Source organism: Paenibacillus sp. CH40 (assembly GCF_024213605.1).
Taxonomy (GTDB): domain Bacteria; phylum Bacillota; class Bacilli; order Paenibacillales; family Paenibacillaceae; genus Paenibacillus; species Paenibacillus polymyxa_B.
Genome location: NZ_JANAVQ010000001.1, coordinates 802,309 through 818,120, shown reverse-complemented (window position 1 = coordinate 818,120; position 15,812 = coordinate 802,309). Strand labels below are relative to the sequence as shown.

General features: G+C 44.3%; 17 protein-coding genes and 1 pseudogene. 4 read left to right on the top strand and 14 right to left on the bottom strand.

Annotated features, from left to right (window positions below):
* Positions 1-165: 165 nt before the first annotated feature.
* The gene (locus NLX73_RS03420) at positions 166-882 is read left to right on the top strand and encodes a Crp/Fnr family transcriptional regulator (RefSeq protein ID WP_013310849.1); all 717 of its coding nucleotides are present in this window, start codon (positions 166-168) and stop codon (positions 880-882) included.
* A 139-nt stretch (positions 883-1,021) separates the two neighbouring features.
* Here NLX73_RS03420 and NLX73_RS03415 read toward each other — a convergent pair whose 3' ends face one another.
* The 8 genes and pseudogenes from NLX73_RS03415 to NLX73_RS25200 form a co-directional block, all read right to left on the bottom strand.
* Positions 1,022-1,789, bottom strand: a complete 768-nt coding sequence (locus tag NLX73_RS03415) for a DODA-type extradiol aromatic ring-opening family dioxygenase (RefSeq protein ID WP_061829053.1) — start codon at positions 1,787-1,789, stop codon at positions 1,022-1,024.
* Positions 1,790-2,530: 741 nt separating this feature from the next.
* The gene (locus tag NLX73_RS03410; protein ID WP_034095058.1) at positions 2,531-2,875 is read right to left on the bottom strand and encodes a winged helix-turn-helix transcriptional regulator; all 345 of its coding nucleotides are present in this window, start codon (positions 2,873-2,875) and stop codon (positions 2,531-2,533) included.
* 246 nt (positions 2,876-3,121) lie between these two features.
* Positions 3,122-3,853 (bottom strand): ThuA domain-containing protein, encoded by a 732-nt coding sequence (locus NLX73_RS03405; RefSeq protein ID WP_061829052.1) that lies wholly within the window; start codon positions 3,851-3,853, stop codon positions 3,122-3,124.
* Between the two features lie 20 nt (positions 3,854-3,873).
* Positions 3,874-4,842: a sugar phosphate isomerase/epimerase family protein gene (locus tag NLX73_RS03400; RefSeq protein WP_061829051.1), complete on the bottom strand. Its 969-nt coding sequence runs from the start codon at positions 4,840-4,842 to the stop codon at positions 3,874-3,876.
* 77 nt (positions 4,843-4,919) lie between these two features.
* Positions 4,920-6,002, bottom strand: a complete 1,083-nt coding sequence (locus tag NLX73_RS03395) for a Gfo/Idh/MocA family protein (RefSeq protein ID WP_061829050.1) — start codon at positions 6,000-6,002, stop codon at positions 4,920-4,922.
* Positions 5,995-6,762: a sugar phosphate isomerase/epimerase family protein gene (locus NLX73_RS03390; protein WP_254325363.1), complete on the bottom strand. Its 768-nt coding sequence runs from the start codon at positions 6,760-6,762 to the stop codon at positions 5,995-5,997. The genes NLX73_RS03395 and NLX73_RS03390 overlap by 8 nt, the downstream gene beginning before the upstream one ends.
* Positions 6,763-6,780: 18 nt before the next feature.
* Positions 6,781-6,951, bottom strand: coding sequence for a hypothetical protein (locus tag NLX73_RS03385; RefSeq protein ID WP_231109404.1), 171 nt, complete (start codon positions 6,949-6,951; stop codon positions 6,781-6,783).
* Between the two features lie 2 nt (positions 6,952-6,953).
* Positions 6,954-7,247: pseudogene (locus NLX73_RS25200) on the bottom strand (Gfo/Idh/MocA family protein); the annotation flags it as partial.
* A 166-nt stretch (positions 7,248-7,413) separates the two neighbouring features.
* Here NLX73_RS25200 and NLX73_RS03375 point away from each other — a divergent pair.
* Complete coding sequence (locus NLX73_RS03375) at positions 7,414-8,232, top strand: AraC family transcriptional regulator (RefSeq protein ID WP_061829048.1); 819 nt, start codon at positions 7,414-7,416, stop codon at positions 8,230-8,232.
* 83 nt (positions 8,233-8,315) lie between these two features.
* Here NLX73_RS03375 and NLX73_RS03370 read toward each other — a convergent pair whose 3' ends face one another.
* The 5 genes from NLX73_RS03370 to NLX73_RS03350 form a co-directional block, all read right to left on the bottom strand.
* Positions 8,316-9,800, bottom strand: coding sequence for an alpha-N-arabinofuranosidase (locus NLX73_RS03370; protein WP_254325361.1), 1,485 nt, complete (start codon positions 9,798-9,800; stop codon positions 8,316-8,318).
* 320 nt (positions 9,801-10,120) lie between these two features.
* Complete coding sequence (locus NLX73_RS03365; RefSeq protein ID WP_029517224.1) at positions 10,121-10,399, bottom strand: DUF6171 family protein; 279 nt, start codon at positions 10,397-10,399, stop codon at positions 10,121-10,123.
* 97 nt (positions 10,400-10,496) lie between these two features.
* Positions 10,497-10,817 carry a hypothetical protein gene (locus NLX73_RS03360; protein WP_061829046.1) on the bottom strand — a complete coding sequence of 107 codons (321 nt, stop codon included), beginning with the start codon at positions 10,815-10,817 and terminating at the stop codon, positions 10,497-10,499.
* A gap of 72 nt (positions 10,818-10,889) precedes the next feature.
* Positions 10,890-11,834: a Gfo/Idh/MocA family protein gene (locus NLX73_RS03355; RefSeq protein ID WP_254325360.1), complete on the bottom strand. Its 945-nt coding sequence runs from the start codon at positions 11,832-11,834 to the stop codon at positions 10,890-10,892.
* Positions 11,835-11,997: 163 nt separating this feature from the next.
* Complete coding sequence (locus tag NLX73_RS03350) at positions 11,998-12,687, bottom strand: TerC family protein (protein WP_025722249.1); 690 nt, start codon at positions 12,685-12,687, stop codon at positions 11,998-12,000.
* A gap of 351 nt (positions 12,688-13,038) precedes the next feature.
* Between NLX73_RS03350 and NLX73_RS03345 the strand changes: the two genes are divergently transcribed.
* Positions 13,039-13,656: a TVP38/TMEM64 family protein gene (locus NLX73_RS03345; RefSeq protein ID WP_254325359.1), complete on the top strand. Its 618-nt coding sequence runs from the start codon at positions 13,039-13,041 to the stop codon at positions 13,654-13,656.
* 179 nt (positions 13,657-13,835) lie between these two features.
* Complete coding sequence (gene msrA, locus NLX73_RS03340) at positions 13,836-14,807, top strand: peptide-methionine (S)-S-oxide reductase MsrA (RefSeq protein ID WP_254325358.1); 972 nt, start codon at positions 13,836-13,838, stop codon at positions 14,805-14,807.
* Positions 14,808-14,911: 104 nt separating this feature from the next.
* Here the strand turns inward: msrA and NLX73_RS03335 are convergent, their stop codons facing one another.
* Positions 14,912-15,715: a lipid II flippase Amj family protein gene (locus tag NLX73_RS03335; protein WP_302055295.1), complete on the bottom strand. Its 804-nt coding sequence runs from the start codon at positions 15,713-15,715 to the stop codon at positions 14,912-14,914.
* Between the last annotated feature and the right edge of the window lie 97 nt (positions 15,716-15,812).

Here is a 15,812-nt window from a genome sequence, read left to right as displayed (position 1 = left end):
TCTATTTAAAATTTTATTTTATGAAGTGAATTAAATCACAAAGTTTGGAATTCTGCCACTTTTACCCCCTCTTCTTGCCCCAAAAACGCATTGCGCAGGTATATAATGAATTTGAATTGATCAAGTTGCAGATAAAAAACATAGGATACAAAGGGGAAATGGACGATGAGAAACCCTACAAATGTAATGGAAGCCCGCGGCAACACCTGTTGCTTCTCGGAGGCCAGCTTCAACCGGTTGCAAGTGATGATGAAAGATCGAGTTATGCCTGAAAGCTCGCATCTGTTCTGGGAAGGAGATACAGCGGATAAGCTGTTTTATATTAAGCGCGGACGCGTGAAAGTAACCAAAACAACGGATGAAGGTAAGGAACTTATTCTATATATGTATCAAAGCGGCGATCTTGTTGGTCAAGCCGATCCATTTTTCGGTACTAAGCATTCCTTTTCTGCTGAGGTTCTGGAAGACAGTGATATTGGCGTAATCGATCATACAGATCTGGAGCTGCTTATTTGCCAGCATTGTGATTTTGCGATTGACTTTATGAAATGGATGGGTTCGCATCACCGCATTACTCAGACTAAGTTCCGCGATTTGATGATGTACGGCAAGCCAGGTGCTTTATGTTCAACACTCATCCGTTTATGCAATACCTATGGTGAGCCTCATGGCGAACATATCCTGATTCATAAGAAAATTACTCATACTGACTTATCTAATATGATCGGTGCGACTCGGGAAAGCGTAAACCGGATGCTTAGTGATCTACGTAAGAAAAATGCAGTAGAATACGATAACGGCATGATTGTTGTCAAGGATTTGGAAATGCTGCAAGGCGTATGTCATTGTGAATTGTGCCCTCGTGAGATTTGCCGGATATAATAAATCGTTATTTATGTAAAAGGGAGTGTTATAAGCCATTATAGCTTATAACACTCCCTAATTTATTTCCACTTCCCTACTTATACAGGAGCAGTAGCGAAGCATTTTAACAATAGTCCTTCTTCTGGCAACACACTTTTTAAAACTGTAAGCATAGATAACTTAAATTCCCCATCTCATAGCTTCTATGGATGACCTTGGCTTTGTTTGCAGGATTTCCACTCCCCATCGCAATAAACAACGGTACAAAGTGCTCTGCTCTTGGTACGGCCTGACGAGCATACGGTGCTTCACTTTCATAGTGATCCAAAGCCTCTATATCTCTACTTTGCACTTTTTCAATAATCCAATTATCAAAATCTATAGCCCAAGGTTCTGTTTTCGTTTCCCCCCATTTGACGATACGCAGATTATGAACAGTCACGCCACTGCCAATGACCAGAATATCCTGTTCTCCCAGTCCACGTAGCACTTCACCAATGACATATTGTGCTTTGGGCGAGAGATATGGATTTACAGAGATCTGAACTACCGGAATGTCTGCCTCAGGATACATACGATGCAACAATGTCCAGGATCCATGATCCAGTCCCCTCACCCGATCACTTTGTACGTCAATACCCTTTTGTTCATATAATTTTCTCAGCTTATTTGCCAGTTCGACAGAGCCATGTGCTGGATATTTCACCGCGTACAGTTCCGGTGGGAAACCACCAAAATCATAAATGGTATCGTACACGTCATCCATCGAACTGATCGTCAACGTTTGCGCTTCCCAATGAGCAGTAAAGATAACAACCGCTTTAGGACGAATGCTTTTTCCCAGTTGCTCTAAAAATGAAGTATAGTCCGTCTGTTCAATAGCAAGCATCGGTGAGCCGTGGGCCAAAAATAAAGATGGCATCATATAAATATCCCCTTGTCATCAATAATTTATTTTATTCATTAAGTAACTTTATGTAAGTAATAGTACATAAGTAACAGAGTTATGTCAACACAGACTCCAACATACACTTAGATCAGTGATTCCATAAATAAAGATTGATATAGGTATAAGGTCATAGTAATATGTAACTAATAAATTTTAAAATTTCACTACACTTCGATACAAAGGACTGGTTTCTATGGAGATACATACTTCTAATTGCCCAAAATGTGGTTCCGTTTTTCGTCAGAACCTTAGAAACCTGTGTAGTACTTGTATTCAGGAAGAAAATATATTCTTAGACCGCTGTTCTAACTATCTATGGAAGCATCCTTCTACTCATACCCGCCAGCTCAGTGATGTAACCGGCACACCTATAGAATTACTCATAGACTGGGTAAGAGCAGGCAAGTTTCCCTCCACATACAGTCAGCTTGATTATCCTTGTGAGTCCTGCCGTTCCCCTATTTATGCAGGAAGACTTTGCCATTCCTGTCTGGGTACATTCCGTTCGGCCGCGCTGGATATTCAAACCCGTGTGCCCCGCCGTGCAACAGCAGCATTATTCTCAGTTGCAGGGCGCGTCAAAGGCTATTAAACCGTGCTACCTATGCACATCATTTCTGTGATATGGATAAGTAGTCCTATACACAAAATAAAAAAACAGCCTTTTTCCTAGGAAAAGGCTGTTTTGCTATGAGAAACGCTTATTTAGTTTGGTGCTCATCTAATCCATTCCTCAGCCCAAAATTGAATCTGTTCCATAACCGGCTGAAGTGCACGGCCTTTGGTTGTTAGCTCGTATTCAATGCGGACAGGAGTTTCCGGATATACATGACGTGTAAGAATTCCTTCATTTTCCAAATCTTTCATCCGCTCTGATAACATTTTGTCACTCATTGTGGGAATCAGATTGGAAATATCCTTAAACCGCTTAGGACCGCTCATCATGGATTGAATAATTAATCCATTCCAACGCTTGCCCAAACATGAAAAGGCGGTTTCAAAACGCGGACACATTTTTGTACATTGCGGTTGACTTTCCAAATTTTTCACCTTCTTTTGCATTTCGGTTTGATAAAGCTTTCCTTTTGTTAGTATATATCATTTTAGCATACTTTATCCCGAAAGAAAACACTTTCTTCTTAAATTAAATACCTACGCTGATAAAGTTGCCATGACCAAAACTGATTATACAACAAACCAACACAGCAGGTATATGTCTAAATCGTTAAATACAAAAAAGCGGAATCCCAAGAGGTTCCGCCTATCAATCTGTTCATTATACAACTCATCCATATGTGATGATTGTCATTATACCAACACTCCACCGAGAGGCCTTAGAGGTTCACTTCTACCATATATTGGTTTGTTAATACTTGTCGGAGAAGTCCAACGAATGCTGTTGGCGATAACTTTCAAAATATCAGGCTGGTAATAAGTCGGATAGGTCTCATGACCTGGGCGGAAATAGAATATCTTGCCGCTACCTCGGCGGAAGGTACATCCGGTTCTAAATACTTCGCCGCCTTCAAAGTTACTAACAAATACCAGTTCATCCGGCGTAGGAATATCAAAGAACTCGCCATACATCTCTTCCTGCTTCAACAAAATTTTGGCATCTATGCCTTCTGCAATGGGATGTGACGGATTCACCGACCAAATAATCTCCTGTTCACCTGCCACCCTCCATTTCAGGTCACAGCTAGTGCCCATTAGGGCTTTGAATGGCTTGGAAAAATGGCCTGAGTGCAGCACGATCAACCCCATTCCTTCCTGCACTCGCTTGACAACACGCGCCGTAACTTCATCGCTCACCTGATCGTGGGCTTTATGCCCCCACCACAGCAGCACATCTGTGGAATTCAGAATATCTTCTCCCAAACCATGCTCGGCATCATCACGCAGAGTAGCTGTTCGAATGGCAAATCCCTCTCCTGCCAGGCCGTCAGCCAACGCTTTGTGTATCCCGTCAGGATATATCTGTTTGGCTTCATCATTCAACTTTTCGTTCAAAAATTCATTCCAAATGGTGACGTTAATCATCAACATTTCCCCCTATTAGGTTAGACCCACCACATCTCGCTCAGCGGTTCTTCAATCAGTACCTGGCGAAGATTGTGGACGGCCTTAGTAAAGCCTTCCTCCACGGACATCAGACCATCTTCATGCTCAATACTCACTACATAATCGTATCCCACCAGACGCAGAGCACTGATAATATCTGCCCAGGTTTTTACATCATGCCCATAGCCCACAGTTCGGAACTGCCAAGCACGATCTAGCATTTTCGTATATTCCTGCATATCGGTAAGTCCATATTTATTTACATTGATCGGATCAATCGTCGTATCCTTGGCATGAAAATGGTGAATGGCTCCCTCTCGGCCCAAAATTTGAACCGCCTGCACTGGGTCAATTCCCTGCCACCACATATGGCTCGGATCCAGATTAGCACCAATGACCTCTCCCGCAGCTTCACGCAAACGAAGCAAGGTCGCTGGTGTATGAACGGAGAAGCCCCCGTGTAGCTCCAGCCCAATTTTAACATGATGATCTGCTGCAAATTTCCCCGTCTCGGTCCAGTAAGGAATAATTTTATTCTCCCATTGCCACTTCAACACTTCCTGAAAATCATTAGGCCACGGAGCTACAGGCCAGTTTGGATATTTCGCATCCTCATGATCACCCGGACAGCCAGAGAAAGTGTTCACAACTGGAACTTCCAGCTTTTCTGCCAATCGAACGGTTTTAAGAAACGTATCATGATCAGCCTGGGCCAAATGCTTTTGCGGATGGAGAGGATTGCCGTGACAGCTAAGCGCACTAATCGTTAGTCCGCGGGACTCTACTGCCTTTTTGAAATTTTTGAGCGCTGTATCGTTTTCCAGCAACTCATCCGGCTTACAATGCTTATCCCCAGGGTTGCCGCCTGTACCGATTTCTACAGCATCCAATCCTTGAGAAGCCACATAATCCAGCGCCTCCTCAAGCGAACGTCCGCCAAACAACACCATAAATACTCCAAGTTTCAAAAGAAATCCCTCCCTGTATCATATGTGAAAAAAGCTGCTTTCATTATAATGATGGTCTATTCGGGATAATTACGGGCTTAGTCAAAATAGACAGCTTTCCCCGTACGAGCCGATTCATAGATAGCTTCCAAAATTTCAGTAACAACCAGTGCCTGTTCCGGCTTCACAAGAGGTTCTTTGTCGTCCAGAATAGATTCTATCCACAGACGGGCTTCGCGGTCTGCTTCATTTTCCGTTTCTCCAGAGTAAAAGGCAACACCGCCTGCATCCAGATCTATTTTCGTATCAAACAAGCGGCTGTTCTTTTCCCCGTTAATGCGCAATCCATCCTGCATATCGGCTCCGCCTTCGGTACCGCATAACAGCGTCTTCGCTTCGCCAAACTCTACAACGTTCAATGCCCAGCTGGACTCTAGTACAATCGTAGCTCCATTTTGCATCGTAATAAAACCAAAAGCTGAGTCCTCTACCTTAAATTCCTCAGGATTCCAAGGTCCAAAGGCATTTGCTGCATCTTTACGATCCCCTAGCTTATGGAAGGTTGAACCTAGTACGCTTTTAGGCTTGTAATTATCCATCAGCCAGAGTGTCAGGTCGAGTGCATGCGTGCCAATATCAATAAGGGGGCCACCGCCCTGCTTCTCTTCATCCAAGAATACTCCCCAGGTCGGAACTGCGCGACGGCGTAGAGCAATGGCTTTGCCCAGATAAATGTCTCCAAGCTCTCCTTGTTCGACCAATTGCTTCAGATACAAACTATCATCACGATAACGGTTTTGATACGCAATAGACAGCTTCTTACCTGTACGGTTGGCCGCATCGAGCATTTCCCGTGCCTGCTCTGCAGTTTTAGCCATCGGTTTTTCACACAGCACATGCTTACCTGCCTCAAGCGCCGCTACGGTAATTTCCGAGTGCGAGTCGTTGGGTGTACATACATGTACGACTTCAATGTCTTTATTTTCTAACAGCTTACGGTAATCGCTATAAACTTGCGAGCCTTCAACTCCAAACTTTTCTGCTGCCTCTTCAGCGCGCTCCTGAATGATGTCACAGAATGCAACGATTTCTGCACGCTTCTGCTTGGCAAGACTCGGCAAGTGTTTGCCGTTGGCAATCCCTCCACAACCAATAATCCCGATTTTGAGTGTTTTAGACATAAATATTTCCTCCCTGAGCTGCGTATTGTTGGAGCCATTTAATACTGGTTTCAATGCTTTCGATTGGAGGGTTTGAGCAGAAATCCTGTTCTACGACGATCCAATCCACACCTGCCTGAATAGCGGCGTCTGTAATGGCCTGAAGCTGCACTTCGCCTTTGCCAAGCTCTACAGTTACTGCTTTTTGTTGCTCGTCACGTGCCATATCCTTTAAGTGAATGATAGGCAGGCGTCCATTATAACGTCCGATGTATTCCACTGGATCATAGCCCCCATAGTATACCCAACAAGTATCCATTTCGACCTGTAACAAATCATCGGAAACCGCATCATATAAAGCATCGAATACCGGGCGATCATTGATTTTTTCTGTCAATTCAAAATCATGATTATGATAAGCCAGTATCAAGCCCTGTTCTTTCACTTTTTCACCAATACGATCCAAATTAGCAAAAAGTTCATCCCACTGTCGCTGTTCTTCGGTTAAATAAGGAACGATTAGGTATTTATTTCCCAATTCTTTGTGGTATGCAATCTCCTCATCCAAATGATTCAGCAAACGAGAATATTGTATATGAGTTCCCACAACTTCCAGATTCAGCTCATCCAAAAGCGCTCTGACATCCTTGGCATTGCGTCCGAAAAAGGTATGAAATTCTACCCCTTTATAGCCAAGCTCAGCTACCTTGCGCAACGTACCTTCAAAATCCTGTTCAAGCTCTTCCCTTACTGTGTACAATTGCAATCCTACTTTAGCCATTCCCCTTCACCTCTTTAATTAAGATGAATTTTCCATTATATCTGTTCCATAATACAAATCCTCATCCGGTTTGAACGTGCTTTCCACCGTAATGTGATTGCCTTCCAATGATGAGCGCTGAAAAGCATGCATGGCTTCTAGCACATGGTAGGCCAGTTCAGCATTGGCACGATGGTCCGTGAATTTCAATGCGCCAAAGGCTTTTCACTGTACACATGCTTGCCTGCCTCTAGTATCGCCACATCTGACCGTGCATGGCTGCCAGGCACGGTCAGATTAAATACAAGCTGAATCTCAGGCTGACGAAGCAATTCATCCACTTTGTATACGTTTTCAATGTTGAATTCATCGGCCCTCTCCTTGGCCCTCTCATCCAGTCAATCAGCGACGGCCACCACTTCAATAAGTGGGCTCTTTTGGAGATTTTCAAGATATACCGAGCTAATAGTACCGCATCCGATAATTCCGGCCTTCATTCGTTCCACGTCGTCACACTCCTTGGCCTCCAACATGTACTTTCTCATCTAACATGTAAGCTTTACAGTTCACATAGTATTCTATTTCTGTTTCGTTTAAAATGAATAATATGATTAAAACATGAACAATCTGGTCAATATTTGAAACAGCCATATGCCCAAAGGAGTCATCATCATGTCTATCGTCGAGCCTTGTCAGGTTCTTACCGCAGGCTATTCCTTCCATCGAAAGCCCTTTTATTCGAACCAGCCTGATGGGATCAAAAATTATTTATTCCGTTTGCAAACAGATGGACGCTGCCAGGCCCGCATTAACGGGGAAATGACACGGATTGAGGCGGGTGACCTACTGCTATTCAATCCTACCGAGCCTTATGAACTGGATATTCATAGTGAGTTGAACCCCATGGGAGAGCAGGTCGTGGAAAGTGGAGATTATCACATTTTTTTCGGTGGTTCCTGGGTAGATGAGTGGTGGAACCATCATAAACGACCCAACAGAATTAAGGTTCAGCTCACAGAAGCCCTGCTTGGCCTATTTCGTCAGCTTGTGATGGAGCAACGACGTATTTCTAATCCTTACCCGGAAATATCAAGTTATTACATACGCATTTTATGTTTGGAGTTTGACCGTATGCTATCCGATCATCCTATCGCTACTCATCATAACTATCTTGCGTATCAGATTAAAAATTATATTGAAGAAAACGCATCCTCTAACTTCAAACTGGATGACGTGTCTTCACACGTCGGTATCAGCGTATCCCGAGCAGTACATCTGTTTAAGGAAACATTCGATACGAGCATTATGCAGTACACGCTGGACATCAGGCTTAACATGGCGAGAGAACGAATCATTTTCAGTCCCATGTCACTGGAACAAGCCGCCGAATCGTCAGGATTTGCAAATTACACGTATTTTCACCGTGTATTTCGTTCCCGCTTCGGTATGTCGCCCAAAGAATTCAGGGTGATTCACCGTGAGCAATTGTAGGACAAAGAGAGCGTTCACCTGAACGCTCTCTTTGTTCATAACCAATAATAGTGAATACTGCTTACATACCACGACCGTTTTTTTTACGGAACAATTGTCAGCATCACTACCGACATTGGTGGCAGTGTAACATCCAAATGCTGACCTTGCAGCTGATAGGATGTGAAAGCTTCCTTTTTCACACGCTCTGGCTGATCAAACGTATTATGTGCCTGCATATCGTCGCTGGCAAGGACAACACCGCTGATCTTTTTAATTTCTTCCAGTCCTCTTAGCTCCAAATTCAAGTTTCCCGACTCGCCCGGATGGACGTTGCAAAAGCTAATATGAATATTGTCGTCCTGCGCCTTGGAGGCGGACACGCTAACTTGTGGGATGGAATCTCCGTCATATTCATAATCGCCTACCTTTACATGAACAGCCAGTGCTTGCGCATCCTGATGCACCTTAAACATTTCAAATACATGGTATGTCGGCGTCAACAGCATAGCAGGGCCTTCAGTCAGAACCATGGCTTGCAATACATTAACCATTTGAGCAATATTCGTCATCTGTATTCGGTCATGGTGATTATGGAAAATGTGTAGGTGCAGCCCAGCTACCAGTGCATCGCGCATCGTATTTTGCTGATACAGGAAGCCTGGATTGGTTCCCGGTTCAGTCAGGAACCAGGTTCCCCATTCATCGACGATCAGTCCGACCCTTTTGTCAGGATCATATTGGTCCATAATGGCTGAATGACGAGTAATCAATTCATCCATATGCAATGATTTTTTCATCGTCTCGAACCATTCCGCTTCATCAAAACCGACTGCTTGCCGTTTCCCTTCCCAGTTTCCCGGGATCGTATAGTTATGCAGGCTCAAACCGTCCATAAGATGCCCAGCTTCACGCATCAACACTTCGGTCCAACGATAATCATCCACATTCGCCCCACCTGCAATCCGATAAATGCGGTTCTCGCCATAGTTACGGACATATGTCTGATATCGGCGATACAGGTCGGCATAATATTCTGGGCGCATGTTACCGCCACAACCCCAGTTTTCGTTACCCACTCCAAAATATTTGAGCTTCCATGGTTTCTCACGACCGTTTTCCTGACGCCATGCAGCCATAGGGGACTCTCCATCGAAGGTCATGTACTCTACCCACTCCGACATTTCCTGAACTGTACCACTGCCGACATTTCCACAAATATAAGGCTCTGCATCTAACAGTTCGCACAATTGAAAAAACTCATGTGTGCCAAAATGATTATTTTCAACCACACCGCCCCAATGCGTATTTACCATTCTCTTACGGTTTTCTTTTGGCCCGATACCATCTTTCCAATGATATTCATCAGCAAAACAGCCTCCCGGCCAGCGCAGCACAGGAATGTTCAGCTTTTTCAGGGCTTCCACCACATCATTACGAATTCCGTTTGTGTTCGGAATCGGTGAGTCCTCTCCAACCCATATGCCTTCATAAATGCAACGTCCAAGATGCTCAGCAAATTGTCCATAAATGTTTTTATTAATAATGCCTTGTTTCCAATCGGTATTAACAACAATAGAACCCTTCACAACAAACCCTCCCCAAAAATATTAAGATTGTTGGAACACCCATACAAATGTTTGCGCTTTCATTTTGGCCTAAATATCACTCATAACAACGATTTTCTTTCGATCATAATTTTTACGCATCATTACTTTTAGTAAACATTAATATAAATATTAATAATTAAACAAAAACATTTCACGTGTTTAATATATTTTATTGTCTACTTTTTGTCAATCGTTAAGATAAGGTCCAATCAAACCAAAAAGCCTGCCATTAAGGCAGACCAAGGTATGACTATTTTAACCCGTAATCCAGGTTCAGCCGAGCCTGAGCATTGTAGCTTTTAGGCTGTACCTATCCAGCGTGAACCATGGTAACTGGGACAATTTTGAGCTGCCGCCAAAGCACGTACACGAACAATACTTCCGCTGATACCACATGTATGCCCGGACATTAACTCTTCACATTGTGAGCAGGCCAGCAGTCTGGCTTCGTACACTTCATCATTTACACATTCCATTTTGGGTCTCATGTTGGTTAGAATTCTGGTAATTTGCTCTTCCGATATCGAGATATCTCTTTCACAGCCTTTACAGGTACTTGGCACAGGTATATCTTCCATCGTAAGCTTACCCTCCCCATCAACAATGTCTTAAGTAAATATAGTTGAGTCCATGATGCCATAAATGATAACAGTATATTCTTTATTCTGGCTAGTCTTATTTCCGTTCCGACGGAAGGCTCGCAGCCGCCTCAGATACGACCATTGCCAAGTCCTCATTTCCGAACATGGACAGTACCCCTAATACCGTATCCAGCGGAATATCACCCGCTTCTTCACGCGATACAGTCAACTTGCGTACTCGTAGCAGACGCTCGTTGCTATCCTGATGCGGATATGCTTCACTATATAGTTCCTCTGGCTCCAACCCATGATTGATACACCATTGCGCAAACACAAGGATCATCATATCTTCTTCTTGCTTATAGTTTTCAATGATGGCTTCTTCTAGCTGCTTACCACGGTTATCTTCTTCCATTCATTCATTTCTCCTTCAACCTAATTCTTGATGTCTGTCTGGACTGTTAAGATCACGTTCGGACGTTCCATATTAATTACTCAAACGGCTGATCAGCTCGTCAGCCAGCATATGGCTATCCAATACTTTTCCAGCCCGTACAGCACACTCCTCTGGACGATGAATATGCTCCAGAAAATGATTTACGACTCCGGTGAATCCCCGTCTTTCCAAAATCGTATCCCAGCTTCCAAAAGCTTGCGTTAGTGGTGAATGATTTTTTTGCATAAAAACAGCCTGTTCCATATTTGTTACTTCAACAGACCGTCCTGCCCCGTGAAGCTCCAGCTTCTCTATGTCAGCTCCTGCCTGTCTACTCATACTGTAGCTTCCGGTAGCATTCCCCAGACGTACGGTCCCGAACGCAGCTTCCATATATCCTTCACTCGTCGTATTCAGACTACTATGCAGCAGCTCATAATCATCGCCACCCAGCCACAAAAGCAAATCAAGCATGTGAATTAAATCATCATAAACCGTCTGTGCCGCCGGTCTTCGGTCATATCCAGTACGGTGTTTAATGGCCGCACATTGACTAAATCCACCTGCTTCCTCTAACCATGCTTTAGCAGCTACATAATGCGGGGCAAAACGTCGATTAAAGCCCACCGCCAGCAGCACGGCCTGCGCTTCCGCAAAAGCGGTCATTTCCAGATTCTGACGAACATCATAGGACAACGGTTTATCCACATACACGGCAATCCCTTTTTCAATACACGCCATAACCAGATCAAAATGAGCTTCGGTCGCGGCATGTATAAATACAGCTTCCGGTTCCCATGCTAGCAGCTCCTTCACATCTGTCGTTCCTCTTGGCAACCTATATTGCTCCATAATGGAACTCACCGGCTCCTGTGAACGGTTCATGACACCTACAATATCTACACCTTGGTGTGCTGCCAGTAACGGTAAGTATACTTTTCGAGCAATACCACCCAGTCCTGCAATAGCTACTCTTGTCTTCGTTTGCTTGTCCATATCGTTCCCACCTCTAATCACTCATTCATCTGTTGTCTAGTTTACATGGAAGTCTGCTGACAAGCAAAGAAAAGAGACTGCTCCCGGTCCAGTTGGACCTAACGGAACAGCCTCTATGGCAGGAACGTTCAACTTCAGCTAAGTTTACTTAATGTAAGTTAGTTTAGGCGTGCTGCGCTTGCTTTCTTGTTTTTTCACTTTTAATTTTTTTAACACGCATCCCAATGGCTACAACCAGAACCACAACCAGAACCTCAAATCCGTATTTAACGACCCCGTTCATAAACCAGTGTGCAATCAGCGGTTCCGCCACCACCATTTTGGCGGCAGTATAAGCCAGTACAGCAGCCCCGATCGTAATAACTACTGGGTAACGTTCAGTCAGCTTCAAGATAATCGTACTTCCCCACACCATGATTGGAACGGAGATTGCCAGACCCAATATAACGAGCAACATGTTTCCATGAGCTGCTCCCGCAACAGCAAGTACATTGTCGAGGCCCATCATCGTATCCGCGATAATAATCGTGCGGATCGCTGCCCACATTTGATTCGTAGCTGAAATTTCATGTTTTTTCTCTTCGACCAGCAGCTTATAGGCAATATAGATAAGTGCGAGTCCCCCAATCAAACGCAATCCATAAATTTGCAATAAATACGTGACCAGCACTGTAGCAATCACCCGAATGATGACCGCTCCGACCGTCCCCCAAATAATGACCTTCTTTTGATTGGCCTTATCAACATTGCGAGCCGCCAAACCGATTACGATCGCATTGTCACCAGCTAGCACCAGATCAATGATAATGATGGATACTAATGCGGTTAAAAACTCAATTGACAAAAAATCCATACGTTTCTCCCACCTTTTTTATTTATTTGTTATACTGTACATAGTTCAGCGCTTTATACTAAAAAAGCGCCATTTCACGGAATCCGGAAACGGCGCTTGACCCAAATTTGGCATCAAAAAAAGACCATTTACCCGGATTCCTAAAATCCTGGCAAAGGTCTCGCTTACAACATTACGTTGCCAATAAAGCCGGGGATTAAAAATCCCGTAATGACGACTTTACTCGTTGAGCTACTCCCCTTTGGGAACTATTCTGTTAGTGGCAGTATAGCACACATTATTGGGAATGTGAACCCTATTTTTTTCTGTATAAGCGATAAGCCGAACAGGGATATTGAAAGAGGTATGTAAATGAAAAAATGGCTACTCGTCGCGGCTTATGTTTCGCTGCTTTGCATCGCGTTTATCTACAGATATGATTGGCTCGCCTGGGCGGACAAGCAGACCTCCTTTCCAGTTCTGCTACTACTCGCATTTTTATTCGCGCTAATTCCGTTTGTGCCTTACAAGCTGATTATCGCCTCCATTGCTTATGCCGCAGGCCCCTGGCAAGGTGCTCTGATCTGCTGGCTTGGCACTACATTGGCTGCGTTGGTCGTTTTCACTGCAGTACGTACCCTATTCCGTGATAAAGGACGTGCCTATTTGAAGCGGGTTCCCGCATTGGAGCGCTTCAATCGAGTCATGGAGAGGGAACCTTTTGCTGCTGTTCTGCTGGCTCGCCTGATTCCAGTCATCCCCCAAGCAGCGGTAAATGTATACGCTGGAGTAGCAGGGTTTCCGTTCTGGAGCTTTATCCTAGGTACAGCTATTGGCAAGCTTCCCGCAATTGCGGTGTATGCTTATGCTGGCGGCACCTTTGCAGAACACCCAATCACCGGTTTGCTCATTTTGGTGCTATATACTGCACTGGTGGGCGGCGCCTTTATACTCTACCGAAAAAGGCTTCAACGCGACAACAGAACATAATGCGATGAGTTTGCCACCGTCTCTGTAGGAAGTTTCATTGCGATTTTTAGGACATAGCCATTTACACTACGGATTGGTTTCTGACCTTTCGTTGGATTTTGCAAAAATCTCGTATATAATTTAATTGTAAGCTATTTAAATAACAACTAATTAAACATTCTCAGATTGGAGTGACAAATATGAGCACCAACAATCCACACACGGTAGAAAAAGCAACTTTTGCAGGTGGCTGCTTCTGGTGCATGGTTTCCCCTTTTGAGGAATTACCCGGTATTTTGAAGGTTAGATCTGGATACACAGGGGGACATACCGAAAATCCTACCTATGAAGAGGTGTGTTCTGAAACAACGGGACATGTGGAAGCCGTACAGATTACATTTGACCCACAAGTATTCCCGTATGAAAAACTGTTGGAGCTCTTCTGGCAGCAGATTGATCCGACGGATGAAGGTGGACAGTTTCACGATAGAGGTTCATCCTACCAAACGGCTATTTTCTATCATAATGAAGAGCAGCGAATCAAGGCAGAAGCTTCTAAAGAAGCTTTGGCTCAAAGTGGCCGCTTCGACAAGCCGATTGCTACACCGATTCTGCCTGCGGCCACTTTTTATGAAGCAGAAGAATACCATCAGGACTATCATAAGAAGAACCCCGCTCATTACAAACGCTACCGCAAAGGTTCGGGACGTGAAGATTTTATCGAGCAAAATTGGTCCGGCAAGATTGATAAATCCGATCTTAAAGATCGGCTGACGCCTATTCAATACGAAGTAACACAAAAAAACGCGACCGAGCGCCCTTTTCAAAATGAGTTTTGGGATCATGAGGGTGAAGGCATTTACGTGGATATCGTATCAGGAGAGCCCTTGTTCAGTTCATTGGACAAATATGATGCAGGTTGCGGTTGGCCCAGCTTTACCCGTCCGCTGCGCAGCTACAATGTCAAAGAAAAAACCGATCTCAGCCATTTTATGATCCGTACCGAGGTGCGAAGTCGTGAAGCTGACTCTCATTTAGGGCATGTATTCGATGATGGTCCAGGTCCAGATGGTTTGCGTTATTGCATCAATTCTGCCGCGCTCCGCTTTGTGCCTCAAGAAGATTTGGAGCGTGAAGGATACGGAGCATATAAGTCATTATTTGAAAAGTAAGTAGCCATAGAATCATTGGGGCTGTCCCGCGATCTATCTTTAATAGATGATCACAGGCCAGCCTTTTTGGGATATGGCCGCATATCATTACGTAGGCTAGCAATTTAACTCATTACCCATCCAAGCCAAATGGCTAGCGGTACTAGCAATAGCTGAGCTAATAAAGTACCTGCCAAACGCGAGATGATCATCCAACCGTACATGCTGTTCATCCGAGTTAAGGGTAGCTCCCCTCGTAGCGTTTTCTCCGACAGAACCGCCAATCTTGGATCAATTAACAAGGTCAGTAATACCGTTGCGACGCCATTGATTAGACCTGACGACATTGACATGGCTGTACCTTGAGCAGGCCACAGGAATGATGCATATAAAGCAGATACTACTCCAGTTGTATAAATCGCAGTAACAGCTATATTCAGAATAATTAGACGCTTGGGTATCGCTCCGCTAATCAGTGAAGTAAGCATTGACCAGGTGGGGCGTTTTATGTAGTAGCCTGCATGTTTCCAGCGACTTCGCAGCATTAAATGACGCACCAAAGCCGGAATAGATCCGGTATGTTCCAAATGCACAATCCATCTGGCTGACATGCGTACCACTGTTGGATACAGTAATATAGCAAGCATAGTTCCAACGGTTGCTGCCAGCAGTACCGCATGCATATATAGTTCCAGTCTAATATCCGTTCCGCCCACTTGTGCTGCAGCTTTAGCCTGATCGACCATCCCTCCGAGTAAAGGCCCCTGCGCCATGTTAGAGGTGCGTGAAACCAACAGCAGCATTCCCGCAACGGTTAACGCCAATCCAATCCGACGCGCTCGCAAACCACCAAGCCGGAGAGCATAGGACAAGCTATCTGTAGTATGAATGATGATAGTCAGCAAAAAAACAAAACCCCAGGCAAGCAAATGCTTCACTCCTTTTCCTCGTATTCTGCACACCATTATACGCTTTTTTTCAAGATACATTTTACAATATATTCATTTCTTTGATTTCCGTTTGTTT